The organism is Ruegeria sp. BHSB064, assembly GCF_059613205.1.
The window spans coordinates 1-23,245 of sequence record NZ_JBXWSB010000075.1; the positions used below are offsets into that span (position 1 = coordinate 1).

Genomic DNA, 23,245 nt, shown 5'->3' on the forward strand with positions numbered 1-23,245 from the left:
CTTCCGCGGTGGCTGGATGACGCGCAACCCGACGTCGTTCTTTTGCAAGAAATCAAATCCATCGACGAGAACTTTCCACGCGAGATGTTTGAAGAGCGTGGATACAACGTGGAAACCCATGGGCAAAAAAGCTTCAATGGCGTGGCAATCCTGTCGAAACTGCCATTGGAAGATGTCTCGCGCAGTCTGCCGGGGGATGACCAAGATGAACAAGCGCGTTGGATCGAAGCGACAGTGGTGGGAAAAAAGGCGCTGCGAATCTGCGGCTTGTACTTGCCCAACGGCAATCCGGTGCCTGGACCGAAATACGACTATAAGCTGGCGTGGATGGAGCGGCTGTATCAACGCGCGCGCGACCTGTTGGACAGTGAAGAGCCGGCCCTGATGGCAGGCGACTACAACATCATTCCACAGGCCGAAGATGCCAAACGTCCTGATGCTTGGCGGGAGGACGCTCTGTTCCGGCCCGAAAGCCGCGCGGCATTTCGCAAGATCCTGAACCTTGGGTTTACCGAGGCATTCCGGGCCAAGACCCAAGGCCCCGGGCATTACTCATTCTGGGACTATCAGGCCGGTGCCTGGAACCGAAACGACGGCATTCGGATCGACCATTTCCTGTTGACCCCTCAAGCTGCGGACCTGATGCGTGATTGCAGGATCGACTTTGAAATCCGCGGACATGAAAAGCCTTCGGATCACGTGCCGGTCTGGGTTGACCTGGATCTGTAACCGCTCAGACAGTCGGATCGTAGCTGTAAATCCATTCGTATCGTTGCGCGAGCCTTGGACCGAGCGTCATCAGAGCGGCCTGCGCAGCCAGGCGCATCGGGCCTTTGAGATGAAAGTTCCGCGCGTTTGATCCCGCTGCCGCAACAACTTTTCGCGCGCGAACTTTGCGCGCGCTTTCGTACACAGCCAACCCTTGTGCGACACCCGACTGCGCCTCGAATGCGCGTGCAAGACACCACGCATCCTCCAGCGCCAGGCAGGCTCCTTGCGCCATGAAGGGCAGCGTCGGGTGTGCTGCGTCCCCAAGCAAAGCAAGGCGACCGTTTTGCCATTTCTCGGCTACCGGGCGCAGGAACAAAGCCCAAATGTTGACCTGCTGGACTTGCGCCAAAATCTCGCCCACCTCCCCACCAAAGTCAGCAAAGCGCGCGCGCAGATCAACCGGATCGCCCTCCTGACGCCATCCTTCCTCATGCCAGTCTGACCGTTCTTCGATCGCTACGATGTTCATTTGGCTTTGATCGCGCAAAGGATAGGTCACCACATGACGCCCCGGCCCCATTGTCAGCGCGGCACGCGGCATCTGCACGGGACGATTCCATGGAATCGTAGCCCGCCATGCGACTTGATGGGTGAAGGCTGGTGTTTCGGAACCGTTGAGGATCGGCCGGATCACGCTTCGTCCGCCGTCTGCTGCGATAGCGCATTCAGCCCGCAACCTTTCGCCGCCTTCCAGAACAATCTCGGCCTCTCCGGGGTGTTTGCGCACTTCGGTGACGCGTGATCCTAGGCGCAGTTCAACTCCGGCGCGCAACGCGGCCTTGTGCAGTATGTCAAGCAGGTCGGCGCGATGGTAATAAAAGGTTTGTCCCGCGGCAGGACTGGGTACGCGGCTGATCACCCGCCCCTTTCTATAGTCGCGCAGTACCGTGCCAAACGACCTTTGTCCAAAGGCAGGTTCGTGATCTGCAACCCCTAGGGCCCGAAGGACGGCCATGCCATTGGCGCTGATTTGCAGACCTGCCCCGACTTCGGTCAGTTCGGCAGCCTGTTCAAGTACTGTGACCTGCGCGCCGTTGATGCGCAGCGCAAGCGCGGCGGCCAGACCACCGATGCCGCCACCAATCACGCAGAATTTCAAACCATCGATATTCATGCCCCCGCCTTAACGCAAAAACGCCGGAGCCACAGGCCCCGGCGCTTAAGTTTTTAACCCCAAACCGGCGATCAATCGTCGCGGTGGACCTTTTCGCGGCGCTCGTGACGTTCTTGTGCCTCAAGCGTCATGGTGGCAATCGGACGCGCGTCCAGACGTTTCAGCGAAATCGGGTCGCCGGTCTTTTCGCAATACCCGTATTCACCTTCGTCGATCCGGCGCAGGGCCGAGTCGATCTTGGCGACCAGCTTGCGCTGGCGATCCCTTGTACGCAGTTCCAGCGCACGATCAGTTTCCTCGCTGGCGCGGTCTGCGACGTCCGGAATGTTACGGGTGTTGTCCTGCAGCCCTTCGATCGTGTCGCGGCTGCCTGCCAATAGTTCTGTCTTCCAATCCAGCAGCTTGCGGCGAAAATACTCAAGCTGACGATCATTCATGAAAGGTTCATCTTCGGCCGGACGGTAATCTTCCGGCAGAAAAACTTCCTGCTTCATATTTGCTCCCTCGGTATGGCCAGAAACGTCGGTCGCGGTTGTTTCACCTGACATTTGGCTCTCCCTTCTGCGCAGCGTTTAGCCGACGGGCCGTGGAATGTCACTACACAAACGTTGCATCCACATTCGCCCAAGCGGATTTGTCTAAATATGAGACAAACATCAAGAAAACCTTGTTTTTCTATGAAATTCAGCGGGCTTTTTTGGGGCGGCTTGCTTCACGCCCTAACGTCGACTGCACGCGAATCAAGCAAAAGGGCTTGGAGATACAGTAAAAATCCCGTGGTTGGACGCAGGGACGCGGGTTGTCAAAAACCTTGCCTCTCTGTAACCCGGAAAACACAGTTTGCCCGACCCCGTCGCACAACCACATGAGAGGCCCATGACAGCACGTTTTCAAGGTACAGCCGAATATGTTGCCACAGACGATCTGACCATTGCCGTGAACGCAGCCGTCACACTCGAACGCCCTCTGCTGGTCAAAGGGGAACCCGGCACTGGCAAGACCGAGCTGGCCAAACAGGTGGCCGGCGCGTTGGGGCTGCGGATGATCGAGTGGAACGTGAAATCCACCACGCGCGCGCAACAGGGCCTGTATGAATATGATGCGGTCAGCCGCCTGCGCGACAGTCAGTTGGGCGAAGAGCGCGTGCATGACGTGTCGAATTACATCCGCAAGGGTAAGTTGTGGCAGGCATTCGACGCCGATGAAAAAGTTGTTCTGCTGATCGATGAGATCGACAAGGCGGATATCGAGTTTCCCAACGATCTTTTGCAGGAACTCGATAAGATGGAGTTCCATGTTTACGAGACCGGAGAAACGATCCGGGCCAAGAACCGCCCCATCGTCATCATCACTTCAAACAATGAAAAAGAGCTGCCCGACGCCTTTCTGCGCCGCTGCTTCTTTCACTATATCCGCTTTCCCGACGAGGCCACGATGCGCCGTATCGTCGAAGTGCATCACCCCGGGATCAAAGACGCGCTTTTGACCACGGCGCTGACCCAGTTCTATGAAATTCGTGAAACACAGGGTTTGAAGAAAAAGCCATCGACCTCAGAGGTTCTGGACTGGCTGAAGCTGTTGCTGGCCGAAGACCTGAGCGCCGAGGACCTCAAACGCGACGGGGCCAATGCATTGCCGAAACTGCATGGTGCTTTGCTAAAAAATGAGCAGGATGTGCATTTGTTCGAGCGCCTGGCTTTCATGGCGCGCGGCAAACGGTAGCTGAAACCTGAACAATTGGTGATCTTGACTTGCGTTGCTGCACCCCGGCTGTCAGCATCGCAGGAGTGACAGGCTAAACCTCACAGAATTGGATAGATCGCTTGGCGAACACATTGAAAATCCGCCCACTTCAAGCCGAAGATAAGGATCAGTGGGCAGACATGTGGCGGGACTATCTGGCGTTCTATGAAACCGCGCTGCCCTCAGAGGTGTACGAGACGACATTCTCAAGATTGTTGGGTGATGATCCGCAAGATTTTTCGTGCTTTGTCGCCGAGCAGGATGGCAAACTGGTCGGGTTGACGCACTATCTGTTTCACAGCCACGCATGGAAAGTAGAAAAGGTCTGCTATTTGCAAGACCTGTTCGCCCGACCCGAAGCCCGTGGAACAGGCGTGGGCCGTGCATTGATCCAGGCGGTGTATGAGGAGGCTGACCGGCAAGGCGCCCCATCCGTCTATTGGCTGACACAGGAGTTCAACAAAACCGCGCGTCAGCTCTATGATCGCATCGGAACGGTCACGCCATTTATCAAGTATTCCCGCCCATGACGCGTTGGTCCGCTCTTGTTCTGGCGCTGTTTGCGGCGGGCTGCACATCAGTTGAAACCATTCAAACGGTTCCGGTGTCAGACGAGGTCCGCTCGGTTGAGGCAACTTTGCCTCCGACAAAGACCTTTGGCGCTCCGCGGCCCTGGCCACCTGCCCGATCCAACAAGAACATCGCCGAAGATTTTTTATCGTTGCATTTCGCGTTGGAAAGCGGGGCTGCGCTGCCCGTGTTTACCCGGTTTGAAACACCAATCACTGTAAGGTTGACCGGTTCACCCACTGCCAGCATGCAGCAGGATCTGACACGGCTGCTGAACCGCCTGAAACGCGAAGCCGGGATCAATATCCGGCAGATCCGCGAGGGTCAGGCCAATATCACGATCGAGGCGGTGAGCCAGGAAGACATCCTGCGCATTCTACCCAATGCGGCCTGCTTTGTGGTTCCAAACGCCTCAAGCCTGAACGAGTACCGCCGTGACCGCCGCAAGGCCAAAAGCAGTTGGACCGAACTGCGCCGACGCGAACGGCTTGGCATTTTCATCCCCTATGACGTCAGCCCGCAGGAAATACGGGACTGCCTGCATGAAGAGCTGGCCCAGGCCCTTGGGCCGTTGAATGACCTCTATCACCTGCCGGATTCTGTGTTCAACGACGACAACATCCATACCGTTCTGACCGGGTTTGACATGTTGATCCTGCGCGCCGCTTATGCGCCCGAACTGCGCACGGGCATGAGCCGCGAAGAAGTTGCCGCCGTGATCCCCGGGGTACTGAGCCGCCTGAACCCGCGCGGCAATCGGCTGGCTGCGCAACCTGCAACCGAGACGCCGAGGGAATGGATCGACGCCATCCAGAAATCGCTTGGACCCGGGCCCGGTTCGCCCCGGCAAATGCGGGCAGCCAGAAAAGCAGCAAGCATCGGTCAGCGGATGGGATGGACGGACCACCGCCGCGCTTACCCCCACTACCTGATGGGTCGGATGGAACAATTCCGAAATCCAAACGAAGCGCTGCGTCAGTTCCAGATTGCACAGCAATTTCTGAAGGCAACGCCTGGAACCGAAGTTCACCAAGCCTATGTGACCACGCAGACCGCTGCATTTGCTTTGGCTCAAAATCAGGGACCCCGCGTCCTGCCAGAACTGAACAACGCCATCGATGTGATGACCCGCGCCGAAAACGCCTCGATACTGGCCACTTTGCTTCTGTTGAAGTCCGAGGCTTTGAAACAGTCCGGACAGCTTCAACAGGCCCGTTCGGTCAGGCTGGACAGCATTGGTTGGGCGCGATACGGGTTCGGCTCGGAACTGGTGGCCCAGTCTTTGGTTGAAAGCGCAGGCCAGCGGAGTTCCGGCAGCACGACAGACGGGTGAAACGCATATGGTGGTAGTTTTGGGAATGGCGATCCTGGGGGCAATCCTGGGCGCTTTGACCGCGAAGAAACGCAATGGCAATGGGGCCGACATGGCGCAATATGCGGCGGGCTACGGGATCGCGTTTGCGCTGGTCGGGTTAATAATATCGCTCGTTCTGGTCCGTTTGGTGGGATAGCGCGATGTTTCTGCCCTTTTTCGAAAACCTCCGCAAAGCTGGAATTCCGGTCTCGCTCCGGGAATACCTGACTTTTCTGGAGGGCATGAAAAAGGGCCTCGCCACCTATGATGTCGAAGCGTTTTATTACCTCGCGCGTGTGTCGATGGTGAAGGACGAACGCAACATCGACAAGTTTGACCGCGCTTTTGCAGCCAGTTTCGAAGGGCTGAACGAGATCAGTTTCGATCAGGTTCTGGAAGCCGTGGATATCCCGGGCGACTGGCTGGCCAAGATGGCGGAAAAGCACCTGTCGGATGAGGAAAAGGCCGAGATCGAAGCGCTTGGCGGGTTTGACAAGCTGATGGAAACCCTGCGCGAGCGTCTGAAGGAACAACAGGGCCGCCATCAGGGGGGCAACAAGTGGATTGGCACAGCCGGAACCTCTCCGTTTGGGGCCTATGGCTATAACCCGGAAGGGGTCCGCATTGGGCAAAAGGAAAGCCGCCATCAGCGCGCCGTCAAAGTCTGGGACAAGCGGGAATTCAAAAACTTAGACGACACAGTTGAACTGGGCACCCGCAACATCAAGGTCGCCTTAAAACGGCTGCGCCGCTGGGCGCGTGAAGGCGCGGCTGAAGAGCTGGATCTGGACGGCACCATCCGCGCCACGGCTGAACATGGCTATCTGGACGTCAAGACCCGCCCCGAGCGTCACAACGCGGTCAAAGTGCTGCTGTTTCTGGACGTGGGCGGATCAATGGACCCGCACATCAAGGTGGTCGAAGAACTGTTTTCCGCCGCCCGAACCGAATTCAAGCATCTGGAATACTACTACTTCCACAATTGCCTTTATGAAGGCGTTTGGCGCGATAATCGCCGTCGCTGGGATCAACAGACGCCTACGCACGAGGTTCTTCGCACCTATGGTGGTGATTACAAGTGCATCTTTGTCGGCGATGCCTCGATGAGCCCATATGAAATCGCCTATCCCGGCGGTGCCAACGAACACTGGAATCAGGAAGCCGGACAAGTCTGGCTGCAACGGGCGCGCGAACAGTGGGCATCCAACCTTTGGATCAACCCGGTGCCCGAGAAATATTGGGAATACACCCACTCCATTGGCATGATCCGAGAGATTTTCGAGGATCGCATGGTTCCCATGACGCTGGCTGGCCTGGAACAGGGCATGAAGGACCTTACGCGGTAATGCGGGTAACCAAAATCGGTCAGATGTCTATTGCTTGTAGGCGATTTGACTGACGTAGGACATGTAGCCAAAGAACGTATCTCGTGCGACGCGGTCGCGTGCTTCTTGCTTCAGGGCCTCTCCGGTGTCGGGCTGCAGAATGCTTTCTTCCACCAAGCGATCCGCGCCCCGATCTATGACGGTCAGGAAGTACTCGGCCTGCCCTTCAGCAACATAACCGTGGCCCTTACGTGCACCCAATGCAAAGCCGTTATCGGTCAGCAGACCTGAAATCTGGCGCATGATCCACAGGTTGGTGACGTTCTGGTTGATCATGAAACGCACAAGCTGATCCAGCGGATCAAAATCGGCGATCCGGGCGGTTGCGGTGCTGTAGTCGCCATCACAAATCGCCAATACGCCGCCGGGTTTCAAAATCCGATGTGCCTCGTGAATGGCTTTCTCCGGCTCGGGGACATGGCACAGTAACGTGTGCATCAACACAATATCAAACCTACCATCCGGCAGGCCGGTCTGCCTTGCGTCCCCAACCACAAAGCTCAAGTTTGGCTCGTCCGCAAAATGCGCGTTGGCACGATCTACCATTACAGGTGAAGGTTCCACACCCAGTGCTGTTTCGGCTCCGGCCATGCCGATCAGGTCCCGCGTGACATATCCCGTCCCGGACCCCAGTTCGACGGCTGATGCATTCGCGGGCAATTCAATATCCGCAAGATAAGCCTGTCTGATCTCTATCTGCGCTGGATCCTGGCTGCGGATATCTATCGCATCGGCGATACGTTTCTGAAGCTCTTCATCTTGAGACGCGAGATCGGCATAGGGATCGGACACAACATTTCCTCCAGCAAAATCAGATGGATTATACTGTAAATTCGCTAAAATCTCATCTGGCTTGGGCTGTTCTTCCCTTCGCAGGTCCAAGATCGATCCTAACGCCGCTGCATGGGACCTGCTTGCCGTCTTGGTGGTGCCTTCGCACCTTCACCTGCGGATGGTCCAGAATTGCACCCGGACGACACTCTTGCCAGGTCTTCGCCACTGCCCCATATCTAGTTCATGATCAAGTTCACGCCGATCCTTCTGGCCGTACTGTACGGCCTTGTGATGTACCGTATCTCTGTCTGGCGCACGCACCGAGAATTGGACGCAAAGTCGACCGAGTTGGCCGACCCTGCGCTGAAACGCATGACGGACCGGCTTGCCGCTGCTCTGGGGATCGATCGGGTGCCGGTTTATATCTATGAGATCGACCCGGTGAATGGGTTGGCCGCCCCAGACGGGCGGATTTTCATTACGCGCGGGTTCTATCGCAAGTTCCGCAATGGCGAGGTATCGGCCGAAGAAATGGCCAGCGTTATCGCGCATGAGCTGGGGCATGTGGCGCTGGGACACGCGCGGCGGCGGATGATTGATTTTTCCGGTCAGAACGCGATGAGGACGGCGTTGATACTGGTTCTGAACCGGTTCATCCCATTCATCGGCGCGATGATTGCCAATGCTTTGACCGCCCTTTTGGCCTCGCGCCTGTCACGTGGGGATGAATATGAGGCAGATGAGTATGCTGCTGCTTTGCTGACCAAAGCCGGTATCGGAATTGGACCGCAGAAATCGCTGTTTCACAAGCTGGAGGACCTGACACAGCAACGTGCCGGTGTCGTTCCAGCGTGGTTGATGAGCCACCCAAAGACGGATGAGCGGATTGCAGCGTTGGAGAAGCTTGAACAGCGTTGGGCGCGTGGCTGAGGGCGCGCAGCGAGAGGCCAGCCTCTCGTGCTCTCCGAGGTATTTGTGGCCAGATGAAGCAGGATCGCGTTTACGTGGTGAGGGCTTTGCCCAATCGGGGAAGGCGGGCTTTTTTCATCAATGCGCGCAACGTCCATTGGTCACCTGAGAGACGGTTGGCCTCGGCAAGGACCTGAGTTGCAAGTGTATTCATGCCGTCTGGGTTTGATAGCCAGAAGCTGTGAAGCAGGCTGTCAGGGTCGACGCGATCAAGCCCTTCTTCGGCTAGGATGTTTTTTGGAAAATCCTTGGCATTCACCGTCACGATTACATCGGCAGACGCAGCAATAGCGGTGGCTAGCACGTGGATGTCAGCAGCATCAGGCAGCCAAAGGCGGTTTTGCAGCCCTTCGTTCGAAACACGCTCGGCATCCGGCCAATTGGCTTGTGTCAGTGCGACTTCGGCGCGCGCTTGCGCTTCACCTGTTGGACCTAGTTTGCGGGCCGCGTGGGCCCATTCCTCGAGGATGTGTGCAGACCAGATCGGGGTGAAATGACCCAGACGCGCCGCGCCCAGAAGCATCTCACGCATCACCGTGGGGTAGATCACGCAGGTGTCCAGAACGGCTTTCATAGACGATAGAACACCGCTTTGAGATAGCCACTTTCCGCCAGTTGCGGCAATTGCGGGTGATCCGGGCCTGCGAATCCGGTGTGGATCAGTTGCGCCTGCCGTCCGGCGCGACCTATCCCGCGGGATGATGCATCGCGGAACCGCCCCAGATCAGCGGCGTGTGAACATGAGCACAGCCCCAGATAGCCGCCAGGTTTGACCAGAGGCGCAGCAAGTCGCGCGATCCGCTCATAGGCGCGCAACCCTGCATCCAGAGCTTGTTTCGACGGCGCAAAAGCGGGTGGGTCGCAGATCACGACGTCAAACTGCGCGCCCTCTTCCCCCAATTGGGTCAACACGTCGAACGCGTCGCCTTGCCGGGTTTGGAACTTGTGGGAAAGACCTGATGCCTCAGCGCCACTTGCTGCCAGTTCCAGCGCGGCGGCGGAGCCATCGACAGATAGCGCCTGCCCTGCTCCACCCGCCAACATCGCCAGTCCAAAACCACCCACATGACTGAAAACATCCAGAACCTGCGCACCCGGATGCACAAGCCGCGCAGCGAAGGCATGGTTGGGGCGCTGGTCATAGAACAGACCGGTTTTTTGCCCGCCGGTCAGATCGGCCATATAGGTCGCGCCATTCATCGGCACCGGCAGGGGTGCGTCGGGTGCGGTGCCGCGCAGGGTATGGTTAACGTCGTCCAGCCCCTCAAGCCCACGCGTGCGGCCCGAGGCGTTTTTCAGCACCGTGGTCACGCCTGTGACCTTGACCAGAGCGTCTGTCAGCAGGTCCAGATGCGCCTCGGCCCAAGCTGCGTTGGGTTGGATGACGCAGGCGTCACCAAAGCGGTCGATGATCACGCCGGGAAAGCCATCCGCCTCGGCATGGATCAGGCGGTAATACGGGGCGTCAAACAGGCGTTCGCGCATCTCGAGGGCGCGTTGCAGGCGGGTTTCGAACCACGCGGCGTCAAGCCGCGCGTAGATATCACGGTCCAGCGCCCGGCACATGATCTTGGACTCGGGGTTGACCGCCACCAGCGCAATGGGCGCGCGTTTGTCGTCCTCAAGCACGGCCAGAGCACCCGCAGGGATCTTGCGGGTACGGCGGTCGGTAACGATGTCGTTGGCATAGACCCAGGGGAAGCCATGACGCAGGCCGCGCGCATTGGCTTTGGGTTTCAGGCGGATACGGGGGCGGTCGGCAGATTGGGTCATGGCGCCCTCATAGTCATGAACGCTCCGATGGAAAAGCCCTAGCGTTTACGGGATCGCCATCCGCCTCGGCGTTTGGGGGTCTGAGCCGCCTGAAGGCCCTCGCTCAGGACCTGAGTCATGGGATGATCGGGGTTTTGGTCCACATAGCCCGCGTGCAACTCCGCCAGAGCTGTATTCTGATCGCGATCGGCAGGCAGGCTGAGCGCCCAGTCCAGAAAGATGCTGCGGCATTCGGGCAAAGTGATGCCGTCAATGCGATAGGCTTCAAGGATCAGACCCTTGTGGTCGTTGGGATCAGTGCTGCGCGCCATCTTCGCCCCCTTTGATCACGCCCCCGATCAGATCGGCTGCGGTCGTATAACTGTCCTGCAATGCCGCCTGTAGCGCCTCGACCTGTTCGAACCCTGTTGCGCGGCACAGAAACGCGGTGCCACCCTCGCCGATCTTGTCCGCTTCGATGGCCTTGCCCGACAGCAAACGGGCGGCACATTGCACAGACCAGCATAAATCATAGCACTCTTTCAGCGATTGCGCCTGCGCGACATTCAGCAATCCGGCTGCGACGGCGCCATCCAGACCCGACGCCACATCGCGCTGCGCAGAGCCTGCCAGCAAAGCACCGGTTTCGGCCATCAGTTCGATGTCCATCAGACGCCCCGGTCCGTTCTTGGCATCCCAGATGCCCGCTGGCGCCTTGGCGGCAGCTAGGCGTGCGCGCATTTCTGCCACCTCGCGCAGGACTTTATTCTGTTCTCGTGGACGAGACAGGAATTCTGCCCGGAAGGTCTCAATGTCCTCAGCCAGCCCCGCGTCACCCGCAACGACATGCGCTCGGGTCAAGGCCAGATGCTCCCACACCCAGGCTTCGTTTTGCTGATAGTTGGTAAAGCTGGCCCAACTTGTTGCCACCGGCCCCTGGTTGCCCGAGGGGCGCAGTCGCATATCGACCTCGTACAAACGCCCTTGCGACATGGGGGCTGAGAGTGCGGTGATCAGCGCTTGTGTAAAGCGCGCGTAATAGGTGCGCGTGGCCAATGGGCGCGGGCCATCCGACATCTCTTGGTCCTGTGGATCATAGATCACGATCATGTCCAAGTCGGATTGCGAGTTGATCCGCCCCGCCCCAAGAGACCCCATGCCCAGAATAGCCGCCCCACGCCCCGGCGCAGGACCATGTTTGCGGGCGAAGTTTTCAGTGACGTGTGGGAGTATGGCTGCGATCACCGACTGAGCAAGCTCAGCATATTGCTGACCGGCCTGTGTCCCGTCAATCAAGCCGCGCAGATGGTGCACACCAATGCGGAAATGCCATTCCTTACACCAGCGCCGCGCCAGATCGAGCTGGGTCTCATAGTCCGCTTCATGCGAAAGGGCTTTTGCCAGTTCGGCTTGCAGCGCCTCTAGCCCCGGCCAATCGGTAAAGAAACTGCCCCCGATCACAGCGTCAAACACCGACGCGTTACGGGACAGGTGCGAGGCAAGTGCATGGGACGTCCCGACAATATCGACCAAAAGGTCGATCAGATGCGGGTTTGCTTCGAACAGAGAAAACAGCTGCACCCCGGCGGGAAGACCGGCCAGAAACCCGTCCAAGGCCATAAGCGCCTCGTCCGGCTTGGCGGTCTTGGCAAGGCGCGACAGCAATTCGGGCCGCAGGCGTTCGAATATCCGAGCGCCCCGCTGCGACCGCAAGGCCGGATAGGTCGTCCAACGCGCCAGTATCTTTTTGTCAAACTCGACATCCTGCACCGGTGCAGGCGCCTGTGATTGGCCCGGAGCAAAGAACCCCTCGGTCAGTTCATGCACTTCGGTCAGGCGTTGCATAAGATCTTGAGTCAATTCGGCGCTGCTGATCCCCATCAGACACGCAACACGCTCAATCCCATCCGGCGTTTTGGGCACCTTATGGGTCTGCGCGTCGTGGATCATCTGAATACGATGTTCCACCTCTCGATGCGCCCGGTAATGATCTGTCAGCTTGTCAGCGACCTCCTGTGGTACCCAGCCTTTCGATGCCAGCGCCGCCAGCCCCGGAACAGTCCCCCGCACGCGCAGGTCCGCGTCGCGCCCACCCGCGATCAGTTGGCGGGTTTGGGTGAAAAACTCGATCTCACGAATTCCGCCCTGCCCCAGCTTCATATCGTGGCCGGGGATCGACATGGACCCACCCGTGCCTTTGTTTTCCCGGATACGCAGACGCATGTCATGGGCGTCCTGAATGGCGGCAAAATCCAGATGACGGCGCCAGACGAATGGGCGCAGGCTGTCCAAAAACCTTTGACCCGCAGCCAGATCCCCTGCACAGGGCCGCGCCTTGATATAGGCTGCCCGTTCCCAGGTACGACCAAGGCTTTCATAATACCGTTCAGCCGCTTCCATCGCCATGCACACCGGTGTCACGGCGGGATCAGGACGCAGTCTCAGGTCAGTTCGAAAGACATACCCGTCAGCCGTCTTGTCGCTGAGCGTCGCGCAAAAGTTTCGCGTCGCTCGGACCATGCCCTGACGGGCCTCGTAAAAGTCATCGGGGTCAAAACGCGTCTCGTCAAACAGGACGATCAGGTCAATGTCCGAGCTATAGTTCAGCTCATGCGCGCCCATTTTACCCATTGCAAGAATGACAAGCCCGGCTGCATTTTCGACATCATCCTCGGTCATTCCGGGCAGTTTCTTGCGCCTTATCAACGCAGCGATCTCGGCTTTGGCCGCAACATCCGCGGCCAGGGCTCCAAAATCCGTAAGGGCCGCCGTGACCTTTTCCAGCGGCCACGCACCTGCAATATCAGCCAAAGCGGTCAGCAGCGCCAAACGTCGCTTGGCCTGCCGCAAGCCGGGTTTCAACTGATCGGGCGGCAATTCCCGCGCGGTGTTCATTACATCAGCCAATGCTTGATCCGGTTGCGCCAGCGCCTGCGGCAACCAATCCTTCTCCCGCTCGATCAGACCTTTCAGATAGGGGCTGGACCCGGCGGTGCCCGCCACCAAATCCGCAAGTTCCTGAGATAAATCCGGGATCAAAGCCCGTGTCTCGTCCCCCAAAGACGGATCAAAAGCACGTGGAAGTCGGGTAATGGCAAGTGCGTCAGTCATGCGCGCACCCTGCGCATCGCGGCGCGTCATCGTCAATGGGGCATTCTGATCAGACGTCCTGAAGGGGTGTGTCCTGACTGAAACTGTTGACCCAGACGTCGTTCCTTCGTTCCCACAATGAGGAAATCAGCATCGCTTCGCGCTCTGTCGCACCGGGCCGCAAGTAATCAGCCCTGTAAGACAACAGCACAATGTCAGGTGTCAGAACCCGCAACCGCGCATCGCTCAGGTCAAATTCTGCCATCGTCGGAGCATCCGCAAATTGGCCAACATGATCGTCGCGATTGGCAAACCCGGTGGGATAAACCCCCAAGAAATCCGCGCTCAGCAAGGCGCGGTCGGCGTTTGCGTTGCCTTCGACCAACGCCATCCAGACCTTTTTTTCCAAGTCCAGGATTTCGGTCAGCGTCGGTGCGGTATTGTTTTCAGTCATATTCATGGCCGCACCCTGCGATCAGTGGTGGTCAACGTCAACCGAATTGCGGAATGTAAATCTTTTTCACATCACCTCTTGCATCCCCGAAATGCGTCCCCATCTAGACAATGTGAAAAGAATTTACATCAACCCTGGAGAGCTTTCATGACTGCACTGTCAGACCCCGCCGTCCCCGCAAATCCGGGATGGCTTTACCGAATTGAAGCCTGGCTGGACGATAAAGGCAAAGGGGCCTGGATCGCCGCCATGGTCCTTGGGTTCATCTTCTTCTGGCCCGTGGGCCTTGCCCTTCTGGCCTACATGATCTGGAGCAAACGCATGTTCAGCAAGTCCTGCAGCCGCCGCAAATCCTGGCACAGCCACATGAGCGCAATGAAACCTTCGGGCAACAGCGCGTTCGACGCCTACAAGGCTGACACTCTGGCCCGTCTGGAACGCGAACAGCAGGACTTTGAGGCATTCCTGCGCCGTCTGCGTGACGCCAAGGACAAGGCGGAATTCGACCAGTTCATGGACGAACGCGCCCGCGAAAACCACGAAGACGATGGCAAAGGCGAACCTGCCTGATGGACCTTGCCCTGTCCCGATATTTCGGGTCAGGGTTTCGCATCCCTTTCTTTCGGACCTGATGAATGAACCACCTTCCTAACCCAGATACCCAACCGGAATTCTACAGTTCGGTAACAACCAAACGTTTTGTCGCGTGGCTGTTCGACATCGCTTTCATCTCGCTTTTGTGCACCGTAGCGATCCTTTTCACCGCAGGTTTGGGCCTGTTCTTTCTCGCCTTGATCTATGGTTTGGTCAGCTTCGTCTACCGCGTCGTGACCATCACCAACGGCTCGGCCACACTTGGAATGCGCTTCATGGGTATCGAATTGCGCGATGCGTTTGGCGAACGTATGGATATGGGCAAAGCCATCGCGCACACAGCCGGCTATTTCGTCAGCATGGCGTTTGCCGTGATCCAGATCATCTCGGTCATCATGATGTTGACCAGCGCCCGCGGTCAGGGCCTGACCGACAGTTTCCTGGGGACTGTTATGATCAATCAAAGAGCGTGAGATCCAACTGCGTGAATCACTTGGCGGTCTCGGGAACGGTTGTTATCATCCGTCCCGAGGCTAGATGGGAACTTCATGCGACACACGCTGCCAATTGCGCCACAATTCTATGTGACCGCTCCACAACCCTGCCCTTATCTTGACGGCAGGATGGAGCGTAAACTGTTTACAGCCCTTCAAGGCGAAGGCGCTGAGCAGTTGAATAACTCCCTTTCGCAGCAAGGGTTTCGCCGATCGCAGAACGTGCTCTATCGACCGTCCTGCACGGACTGTGCGGCCTGTCTGTCCGCCCGGATCGACGTTTCGGCCTTTCGCGCCACCAAAAGCCAGAAGCGCGCTGCAAAACGCAACGGGTATCTTGAACGCCGCGCAACGTCGCCCTGGGCCACAGACGAACAATACGAACTGTTCCGCCGTTATCTGGATACCCGACACGCCGACGGGGGCATGGCCGACATGGATGTGTTCGAATTTGCAGCCATGATCGAAGAAACTCCGATCCGCAGCCGTGTGGTGGAATATGCCGATCCGAAAACCGGCGATCTGATCGCAGTAAGCCTGACCGATGTGCTCGATGACGGGCTAAGCATGGTCTATTCTTTCTACGACCCAAACCAGCCCCAAAATTCGCTGGGCACATATATGATCCTCGATCACATTAACATCGCGCGCGAAGCTGGCCTGCCCTACATCTACTTAGGCTACTGGGTCCCGGGCAGTCCCAAGATGGGCTACAAGGCCAAGTTTTCAGGGCTGGAAGCTTATATTCAGGGGCAGTGGAAAAAGATCAAAGATCCCGATGCCTTTTCCGATGCGTCGCATCACCCGTTGTCCTCGGCGCCAATAGCGGAACAAGTGGCCAATATTCAATTGCCCGACCGCCATCCGACCAAAGGCTGACAACAGCATGAAGCAGAACTTGCACGCGGTTACCCTCGTGGTGCCCGACTATGATGCCGCGATCTCGTTTTACACCGAAACGCTCAGGTTCCAGCTTCTGCAGGACATCGACCTGGGCAACGGCAAACGCTGGGTGCTGATCTCTCCACCCGGGTCGAATGGCAGTGCTCTGCTTATGGCCAAAGCTGACGGCCCCGACCAGCAAGCCGCTATTGGCAACCAGACCGGCGGCCGCGTAGGTTTCTTCCTGCAGACCGACGATTTCCAACGCGATCACACCGACATGCTGGTACGGGGCGTCACGTTCGAAGAATCCCCACGCACCGAGCCCTATGGCCAGGTTGCAGTCTGGCGCGACCCGTTCGGCAATCGGTGGGACCTGATCCAGTTCACCTGATCCGCAGCTTCATCTGGCTACAAATACCTCGGGGATGAATTGGCCGCAGGCCAAGAAGGGGCTGGCCCCTTTTCCAAATCAAAAAAGAAAAGGGGGGCCACTGGCCCCCCTTTGCATTTTACTCACCGGGATCAGTTCGGGATCAGATCCGGCACGATGGTGACGATCGAGGGGAAGAACCACAGGATCGCAATGCCGACCACCTGGATCAAGACAAACGGTATGATCCCTCGATAGATGTGGCCGGTCGTGACCTCTTTTGGGGCAACCCCCCTCAGATAGAACAACGCAAATCCAAAGGGCGGCGTCAGGAACGAGGTCTGCAGGTTCACAGCCACCATGATCGTCACCCATTTCGGATCAAAAGACCCACCATAAATCACCGGCCCCACGATGGGGATCACGATGTAGATGATCTCGAGGAAATCCAGCACAAAACCCAGAATGAACAGCACCAGCATCACGATCAGGAAGACCGTGAACTCGTTGTCAAAGCTCTTCAGGAACTGCTGAATATAGTGCTCACCCCCAAACGAGATCACTACAAGGTTCAGTAACTGTGATCCGATCAGAATGGTGAAGACCATCGACGTCACTTTGGCTGTCTCGCGCACAACAGGTGTCAGGACACCGCTCGAAAACAGCACCCAGCAGCCATAAAGCAACCCGAACAGAGCAAACAGGTAGGCCCCATAGGCGATGAAGAACGCGACCCATGTTTCGAACGTGACACCGCCCTGATTGATACGCAGATCAAAGTTGACGCCCATCAACAAAGCGATGATTACGGCAAAGGTCGACCAGATGATCACCTTACCCGATCGCCCCTGGTCCTGAAGCTTGCGATAAGCTGCAAGCATGATCGCACCGCCCGCCCCCAGCGCCGCTGCTGGCGTCGGGTTGGTCACACCCCCCAGAATAGATCCTAACACCGCGATGATCAGAACCAGCGGAGGAAAGACAACGCGAATCAGATCATTGGTCGCACAGCGCGCAGCGGCTTCCTTACAACCATAGAGGGCCAGTGCAAACGGTACAGCCAGCAGCAGGAACGTCAGGCCCGAGGATGTTGTCGGCGATATGAAAAGGATATCGACCAACGCCATCAGCAACAAACCAATCGCGCCCAGGATCAAGGGCTGTGGCGCGCGCGATGGCGCAATGCCACGACCCAGAACCAGTGTCAGCCCCAGAAGAACAAGAGTCACAGCCACGCCAGTTCCGATGGGGGCAGCCTCTGCGATCTTCTGTTGCTGTGCGGTGGCCAGTTCCTCTTCGGTCAGACGCTGGGCGTCCGCAACACCCCCGGCAGCATCGATGGCTTCCTGCTCGGCGACGGCCTGATCCCAGGCAGACTGACCATGCAGTTCAATCATGGAAGTTTTGCATTCTTCCGACACGTTGGTACGCAGGGACGCGCCTTGCCCAATGTCCGAAAAGGCCGAAACCGAGATGTTCTGGCTGCCAATCACACCAGCGTTGCCCAGCAGAACTGCCCCGAAAATCAGCGCCAGCGGAGCACCCAGAAGCCAGGTCAACCCTTCAGACCGGGTGATAGTCTCACCCGTCCCGCCCGAAAGCTCTACGGCCGGGGCCTTGTCAGGGTTCAACAGCGCATACCCAAAGGCATAAAGCGCATAGAGCAGCGCCAACATGATCCCCGGCAGCAAGGCGGCCTGGAACAATGTGCCGACCGAGACAACCGCAGGCTCGCCCAGAAAGGTGAGCGCATCGGTACATCCTGCCTCGATGGCACGTGTCTCTTGTGCCGTCGAATACAGATCTCCGGCCAGAGTGCCCAGCAGAACAATCACAATCGAAGGTGGGATGATCTGGCCCAGCGTTCCTGACGCTGCGATCACACCTGTCGCCAACTCGGGCGAGTAGTTGTTCCGCAGCATGGTCGGCAAGGCCAACAGGCCCATCGTTACAACGGTCGCTCCGACAATCCCGGTGGATGCGGCAAGGAATGCACCCACAACAACGATCGACACCGCCAGACCGCCCGGCAAGGGGCCGAAGACGCGTGCCATTGTGGTCAGCAGATCGTTGGCGATCTTCGAGCGTTCCAGCGTGATGCCCATCAGAACGAACATCAGCACGGCCAGCAACGTCTCAATTGATTGTCCGGCCAGAACCCGTTCGTTCATGCGGTTCACGATGAACGAGACATTGCGGTCCAGAGCGGTTTCCCAACCTTGCACAAAGACCGGCTCGGCGATCCTTGGTAAATCGGGGTATCGGAATACAGATATCGTATCGGGTTTCACCCCCGAATTCACAACATCCCTGTAGGCTTGCGAGCCTGTGTCTATCGCCTGATGGATCAGCAAACCCGCACTGTCGAGCGCGGCAATGATCCCGAAGGAAATAACCCCGGCACCACCGATGGCAAAAGCCACCGGGAAGCCAGATAGAATGCCTCCGAAAAGGCAGAAGAATACGATAATGAGGCCTATCTCGACGCCATCAAGTCCGAATAGCATTGTCTTGGTCTCCGTCCTTAATGCGCGCCTTCATAGGCTTCTTCACCCTCGCCAAGGCTGTCCTTGTCGAGGTATTTTCCAGTGCTTTCCGGCCCTTCCACGAATTCCAGATACGACCGGTACAGGAAGGCGATGGCGTGCAGGAACACCATGGCCGCAAAGGCCACCAGCAGGATCTTGAACAGGAAGTAGGCGTTGAACCCATTGGGGCTGAACCCGATGGTTTCCACGTTCCAGCGCAGCGCGCGGGACTTGGCGACCAGTCGATCCAGCGTGTCACTGGCCGAAGGTTTCGGCACAATCAGGTGCCGCCACATGAAGTACCAGCCGTACATCCAGGTCAGTACGGCCATCGGCATCATGAACAAAACCGCGCCCAGCATATCGACGACACGCTTGGCCCGGTGACTGATGCCGGCATAAATCAGATCAACACGCACATGCCCACCCTGCACGAACGTATAAGTACAGCACAGGCAAACGACCATCGCGTTGTAAAGCTTTAGTTCTTCAGCGAACCAGCTGATGTCCATCTGGAATGGGATGCCCAGACCAAAAGACATGTCAGGACGTGTAAACACCCGCTGCATGAAGACGATGACGATCTGCTGGACCACCATCAAAAGACCTGCCCAGGCAAAGAAACGCCCTGTTGTGTTGGCAAACCCCTCGAGGCCACGAACAATGGCCCACATGAAATTCCGGTAGTACAGCCCGATGGCCGTCAGAACCAGAAAGAAGGTGAACACCACAAAGAAGAACTCGACCGAACCGCCATAATAGACAAAGCGCATGATCGACGCCTTGTCGGACCAGTCCAGCCAGAGCTGCGGATGCGTGATGGCGTATCCGAAATTATAGAAGGCTTCGGCAATGTTCTGAATGAACCAGACCAGTCCATTCCACAGGGCGCCGAAGAACGAGATACCGTTTTCGTCCTGCATATTGTCCCCAGGTCGTCTCAGCTGCACTTGGGATCAGTGTTGCTTGCCCAAACCCCTTAGCGCAACGGGAAAGGTTCCCCCGCCGCGCGGGGGAACCGCTTTTCCTTGGATCAGAAAGGCTTAGCTGCGAACACGGTCGCGCTGCGCGGTATAGACACCCGACGACAGGTTGTTCCATGCAGACGACGCAGCCATCGACGTCATCGCGCTGTCGTGGATCTTCTTGAACAGCTCATCGCCCATGTTCTCGTCCAGAACCTCTTGCGAGGCTTGACCAAACGCATCCCAAACGCTTTCGGGGAATTCCAGAACCTTTACGCCACCGGCCTGCAAACGTTGCAGGGCCGCACCGTTATTGGCCAGGAATTGCGCCAGGTTCCACTGGTGCGCTTCGGCGGCAGCGATCTCGATGATCTTCTGCTGTGCAGGTGTCAGTTCGTTGAACACGTCACGGTTGGTCGCCAGCGACAAACCTGCGCCTGGCTCATGGAAACCAGCGGTATAGTAAGTCTTGGTGATTTCCTGGAAGCCCGCTTTTTCGTCAGCCCATGGACCAATCCACTCGGTTCCGTCGATCGCACCGGACGACAGCGCCTGATACACTTCGGAACCCGGAATGTTCTGCACGGACGCGCCCAGTTTACCCAGCGCCTTACCGCCCAGACCTGGCATACGGAACTTCAGGCCGTTGAAGTCTTCGGGGCTGTTGATTTCTTTCGAGTACCAGCCACCTGCCTGCGCGCCGGTGTTACCGGCAAGGAAGGACTTGAGGCCGAAGATTTCGCCCAGTTCGTCATGCAGCTCCATACCGCCGTCATGGTAATACCAGTTCACCAGTTCCTGCGCCGTCATGCCGAAAGGCACAGCCGTGAAGAACGCATAGGCCGGGTGCTGACCCACAAAGTAATAGTCAGCCGCGTGGTACATGTCGGCCTGGCCGGACGACACCGCGTCGAACACTTCGAATGCGCCCACCAGTTCACCGGCGGCCTTGATCTCAACATTCAGGCTTCCGTCCGACATGGCGTTGATGCTGTCGGCACAGCGCTGCGCGCTGTCAAACACGCCCGCCAGACCACGACCCCACGACGTCACCATGGTCAGCGTGCGCTGGCCCTGAGCGTAGGCCGGTGCCGCCAGAGCGGTTGCTGCAGCTGCCGATCCGCCCAGCGCGGATTTTTTCAGAAATGAACGACGATCCATATGAGTGTTCCTCCCCTTCATAGTCATAATCCGGCACAGCCGGACCTGTCGCATTCAATGCGCGTCAGCCTAATGACAGAGATGTGAATGGGAATACCTACTACTGCGTAGACGGGCGATTTCTTTTGCCGTTTATCGCAGATTCTTTGGCCATCCTCCAATTAAACACAGCAAAATCCTCGCCATTTTTGCGATCCTGCCCAATCCTTTTGCATTTTCGCCCCCGCTTGCGTATCGATTCGACTATGCAAAGACTCCGTCAACTGGTCTCGCTGACCTATGCGCAGAAATTGTCTCTGGTGGCCGCAATCCCATTGGTGGTCGCTGTGGCTGCAATCGCCGTGCTGGTGGCTTATGAGGCCCGCGCGACGGCCGAGCGCGAGATCGAGGCACTGGAACGCAGCTTGATCGAGGCCAAGAAGGAAGAGTTGCGCAACTATGTCACGCAAGCGCGCAACGGGTTTGCTTACATCTATGGGCGGGCGGAACCCAATGATGAGGTGGCAAAAAACCTCGTCACACAGATTCTTTCGGCGATGATCTATGGTCAGGACGGGTTCTTCTTTGTCTATGACTATGACGGAAACAATTTGGTCAGCCCCAGACAAACGCAGTTCATCAACCAGAATTGGGAAGGGCTGACCGACAGCGAAGGCACGCCCATTGTGGACGAGTTCATTCGCCTCGCCCGCCAAGGGGCGGGTTGGCACAGCTTCATGTGGCAGAAGCCCTCGACCGGCGAAGAGGCGCAGATGATTGCTTATGTCGTCGGACTTCAGGACTGGCGTTGGGTTGTGGGCACCGGTGTATTTATCGATGACATTGTCGCCACGGTGGCGAACGCACGGGCCGAGGTCGAAGCCCGTGTACAACGCACCTTCATGTATATCGGTGCAATCGTGCTGGCGGCTGTCCTTATCGTTTTTGCCTCGGGCATGTTGCTGAACATTCGCGAGCGCCGCTTGGCTGACGCCAAGCTGAAGGAACTGACCCAACGTGTCTTCGATGCGCAGGAAGAAGAACGTGGCCGGGTTGCGCGTGAGCTGCACGACGGCATCAGCCAGATCCTTGTCGGTGTTCGCTATGCGCTGGACAATGCCCGCCGCCGTCTGTCACGCGGCGACGACATCGGCGCGCGCGATCCGCTGGAAAAAGGGATCGACCACCTGGGCACCGCCATCACCGAGGTACGGCGCATCAGCCGCGACCTGCGCCCGGGCGTGCTGGACGATCTGGGCCTGGGGCCTGCGCTGAAGGCGTTGACTGACGACTTCCGCGACCGCACCGGGATCGAGACCGAGTTCTCGACCGTCGTGTTCCGTAACCGGCTGGATCAGGACAGCAAGATTGCCCTCTACCGCATAGCCCAAGAGGCACTGACCAATATTGAACGCCATTCCGGGGCTACGCATGTTACGATAGACCTGCGTGGTCACAAAAAGGGTGCAACCATGCGGATCACCGATAATGGCCGCGGGTTACGCACTGAGCCTGGCACTGCAACCACAGGCATCGGCCTGCGCAACATGCAGGAGCGTATCGAACAGCTTGACGGCTCCTTACGGATTCTGTCATCACGCGGACCGCGAGGCGGTACGGTGATCGAAGCCAGCTTGCCGCTCAGCCACCTTCTGCCGCCGCAGGAAGACGCAACTCCGAACCGAAAGGCCGGTACATGAGCTCTGACAGCACCCGGGTTCTTATTGTTGACGACCACCCAATGGTGGCCGAGGGCATCCAGTCTATCCTTGAAAGCTATGACGACATCAACGTGGTCGGCACGCTCGGCAGTGGTCAGGCGGCTGTGGATCAGGCCGTTGACCTGGCCCCCGACGTGATCCTGATGGACCTCAACATGCCCGGCCTCGGCGGCCTCAGCGCAACGGAAATCATCCTTGAACGTCTTCCCGAAACACGCATCCTGATCCTGTCGATGCATGATAGCCCCGAATATATCTCGACCGCTCTCAGCCATGGCGCCAAAGGTTATATCCTCAAGGATGTACCCACAGAAGAAATCAAACAGGCCATCGACGCCGTCATGAATGGCGAACAATACCTGTGCACCGGTGCCAGCGGATCGCTGAAACCAAAACAGGACAGCGCGCGCGAAGCTCTGACCGGGCGCGAACAGACGATCCTGCTGGAACTTGCACAGGGTAAATCCAACAAAGAAGTCGCTCAAAAACTCGAGATATCGGTGCGTACGGTTGAAACCCATCGCAAGAACATCAAGCGTAAGTTGGGTATTTCGTCCACCGCTGGTCTGACA

The 23,245-nt window shown here is 57.7% G+C and carries 24 protein-coding genes; 13 read left to right on the forward strand and 11 right to left on the reverse strand.

What is annotated here, in order from left to right:
• Positions 1-729, forward strand: a 729-nt coding sequence (gene xth / locus AC2FNU_RS16445) for an exodeoxyribonuclease III (RefSeq protein ID WP_496790378.1), incomplete at its 5' end; no start/stop codon positions are given.
• A gap of 4 nt (positions 730-733) precedes the next feature.
• On the opposite strand, the gene AC2FNU_RS16450 is transcribed toward xth, so the two are convergent.
• Entirely contained in the window at positions 734-1,885 is a 1,152-nt protein-coding gene (locus tag AC2FNU_RS16450) for an FAD-dependent monooxygenase (RefSeq protein WP_496790379.1), read from the reverse strand.
• Positions 1,886-1,956: 71 nt separating this feature from the next.
• The gene (dksA, locus tag AC2FNU_RS16455; protein WP_170354457.1) at positions 1,957-2,379 is read right to left on the reverse strand and encodes an RNA polymerase-binding protein DksA; all 423 of its coding nucleotides are present in this window, start codon (positions 2,377-2,379) and stop codon (positions 1,957-1,959) included.
• 382 nt (positions 2,380-2,761) lie between these two features.
• On the opposite strand from dksA, the gene AC2FNU_RS16460 reads away from it, so the two are divergent.
• The 5 genes from AC2FNU_RS16460 (at position 2,762) to AC2FNU_RS16480 (ending at position 6,898) form a co-directional block, all read left to right on the forward strand.
• Positions 2,762-3,607, forward strand: a complete 846-nt coding sequence (locus tag AC2FNU_RS16460; protein WP_480799823.1) for an AAA family ATPase — start codon at positions 2,762-2,764, stop codon at positions 3,605-3,607.
• Positions 3,608-3,708: 101 nt separating this feature from the next.
• Positions 3,709-4,158 carry a GNAT family N-acetyltransferase gene (locus AC2FNU_RS16465; protein WP_496790380.1) on the forward strand — a complete coding sequence of 150 codons (450 nt, stop codon included), beginning with the start codon at positions 3,709-3,711 and terminating at the stop codon, positions 4,156-4,158.
• The gene (locus AC2FNU_RS16470; protein ID WP_496790381.1) at positions 4,155-5,531 is read left to right on the forward strand and encodes a DUF2927 domain-containing protein; all 1,377 of its coding nucleotides are present in this window, start codon (positions 4,155-4,157) and stop codon (positions 5,529-5,531) included. Before AC2FNU_RS16465 ends, AC2FNU_RS16470 begins: the two co-directional genes overlap by 4 nt.
• Positions 5,532-5,538: 7 nt before the next feature.
• Positions 5,539-5,709 carry a hypothetical protein gene (locus tag AC2FNU_RS16475; RefSeq protein WP_480799826.1) on the forward strand — a complete coding sequence of 57 codons (171 nt, stop codon included), beginning with the start codon at positions 5,539-5,541 and terminating at the stop codon, positions 5,707-5,709.
• 4 nt (positions 5,710-5,713) lie between these two features.
• The gene (locus tag AC2FNU_RS16480; protein WP_496790382.1) at positions 5,714-6,898 is read left to right on the forward strand and encodes a vWA domain-containing protein; all 1,185 of its coding nucleotides are present in this window, start codon (positions 5,714-5,716) and stop codon (positions 6,896-6,898) included.
• Positions 6,899-6,925: 27 nt separating this feature from the next.
• On the opposite strand, the gene AC2FNU_RS16485 is transcribed toward AC2FNU_RS16480, so the two are convergent.
• Positions 6,926-7,729, reverse strand: a complete 804-nt coding sequence (locus tag AC2FNU_RS16485; protein ID WP_496790383.1) for a class I SAM-dependent methyltransferase — start codon at positions 7,727-7,729, stop codon at positions 6,926-6,928.
• A gap of 225 nt (positions 7,730-7,954) precedes the next feature.
• Here AC2FNU_RS16485 and AC2FNU_RS16490 point away from each other — a divergent pair, with 225 nt between their 5' ends.
• Positions 7,955-8,641: a M48 family metallopeptidase gene (locus tag AC2FNU_RS16490; protein WP_496790384.1), complete on the forward strand. Its 687-nt coding sequence runs from the start codon at positions 7,955-7,957 to the stop codon at positions 8,639-8,641.
• Between the two features lie 70 nt (positions 8,642-8,711).
• On the opposite strand, the gene AC2FNU_RS16495 is transcribed toward AC2FNU_RS16490, so the two are convergent.
• The 5 genes from AC2FNU_RS16495 to AC2FNU_RS16515 are packed head-to-tail and all read right to left on the reverse strand — an operon-like array spanning position 8,712 to position 13,976.
• Positions 8,712-9,254, reverse strand: coding sequence for an RSP_2648 family PIN domain-containing protein (locus AC2FNU_RS16495; RefSeq protein WP_496790385.1), 543 nt, complete (start codon positions 9,252-9,254; stop codon positions 8,712-8,714).
• Positions 9,251-10,453, reverse strand: a complete 1,203-nt coding sequence (locus AC2FNU_RS16500; RefSeq protein WP_496790386.1) for an RSP_2647 family RNA methyltransferase — start codon at positions 10,451-10,453, stop codon at positions 9,251-9,253. Before AC2FNU_RS16500 ends, AC2FNU_RS16495 begins: the two co-directional genes overlap by 4 nt.
• Positions 10,454-10,491: 38 nt before the next feature.
• Positions 10,492-10,764, reverse strand: coding sequence for a hypothetical protein (locus tag AC2FNU_RS16505; protein WP_496790387.1), 273 nt, complete (start codon positions 10,762-10,764; stop codon positions 10,492-10,494).
• The gene (locus AC2FNU_RS16510; protein ID WP_496790388.1) at positions 10,748-13,543 is read right to left on the reverse strand and encodes a [protein-PII] uridylyltransferase family protein; all 2,796 of its coding nucleotides are present in this window, start codon (positions 13,541-13,543) and stop codon (positions 10,748-10,750) included. The genes AC2FNU_RS16505 and AC2FNU_RS16510 overlap by 17 nt, the downstream gene beginning before the upstream one ends.
• A 49-nt stretch (positions 13,544-13,592) precedes the next feature.
• Entirely contained in the window at positions 13,593-13,976 is a 384-nt protein-coding gene (locus AC2FNU_RS16515; RefSeq protein WP_496790389.1) for a DUF4440 domain-containing protein, read from the reverse strand.
• 147 nt (positions 13,977-14,123) lie between these two features.
• On the opposite strand from AC2FNU_RS16515, the gene AC2FNU_RS16520 reads away from it, so the two are divergent.
• The 4 genes from AC2FNU_RS16520 (at position 14,124) to AC2FNU_RS16535 (ending at position 16,340) form a co-directional block, all read left to right on the forward strand.
• Positions 14,124-14,546: a DUF2852 domain-containing protein gene (locus AC2FNU_RS16520; RefSeq protein ID WP_496790390.1), complete on the forward strand. Its 423-nt coding sequence runs from the start codon at positions 14,124-14,126 to the stop codon at positions 14,544-14,546.
• A 65-nt stretch (positions 14,547-14,611) separates the two neighbouring features.
• Positions 14,612-15,043, forward strand: coding sequence for an RDD family protein (locus tag AC2FNU_RS16525; protein WP_496790391.1), 432 nt, complete (start codon positions 14,612-14,614; stop codon positions 15,041-15,043).
• A gap of 75 nt (positions 15,044-15,118) precedes the next feature.
• On the forward strand, positions 15,119-15,943 hold the full coding sequence (locus AC2FNU_RS16530) for an arginyltransferase (RefSeq protein WP_496790392.1): 825 nt from the start codon (positions 15,119-15,121) through the stop codon (positions 15,941-15,943).
• Positions 15,944-15,950: 7 nt separating this feature from the next.
• Positions 15,951-16,340, forward strand: coding sequence for a VOC family protein (locus AC2FNU_RS16535; RefSeq protein WP_496790393.1), 390 nt, complete (start codon positions 15,951-15,953; stop codon positions 16,338-16,340).
• A gap of 131 nt (positions 16,341-16,471) precedes the next feature.
• On the opposite strand, the gene AC2FNU_RS16540 is transcribed toward AC2FNU_RS16535, so the two are convergent.
• The 3 genes from AC2FNU_RS16540 to AC2FNU_RS16550 form a co-directional block, all read right to left on the reverse strand.
• Positions 16,472-18,826 (reverse strand): TRAP transporter large permease, encoded by a 2,355-nt coding sequence (locus AC2FNU_RS16540; protein ID WP_496790398.1) that lies wholly within the window; start codon positions 18,824-18,826, stop codon positions 16,472-16,474.
• A 17-nt stretch (positions 18,827-18,843) separates the two neighbouring features.
• Positions 18,844-19,770 (reverse strand): TRAP transporter small permease subunit, encoded by a 927-nt coding sequence (locus AC2FNU_RS16545; RefSeq protein WP_496790403.1) that lies wholly within the window; start codon positions 19,768-19,770, stop codon positions 18,844-18,846.
• 120 nt (positions 19,771-19,890) lie between these two features.
• Positions 19,891-20,973 carry a TRAP transporter substrate-binding protein gene (locus AC2FNU_RS16550; protein ID WP_496790408.1) on the reverse strand — a complete coding sequence of 361 codons (1,083 nt, stop codon included), beginning with the start codon at positions 20,971-20,973 and terminating at the stop codon, positions 19,891-19,893.
• A gap of 245 nt (positions 20,974-21,218) precedes the next feature.
• Between AC2FNU_RS16550 and AC2FNU_RS16555 the strand changes: the two genes are divergently transcribed.
• Positions 21,219-22,652 carry a cache domain-containing protein gene (locus tag AC2FNU_RS16555; RefSeq protein ID WP_496790411.1) on the forward strand — a complete coding sequence of 478 codons (1,434 nt, stop codon included), beginning with the start codon at positions 21,219-21,221 and terminating at the stop codon, positions 22,650-22,652.
• Positions 22,649-23,245: response regulator transcription factor (locus AC2FNU_RS16560; RefSeq protein WP_496790413.1), on the forward strand; the 597-nt coding region annotated here is incomplete at its 3' end. The genes AC2FNU_RS16555 and AC2FNU_RS16560, both read left to right, overlap by 4 nt.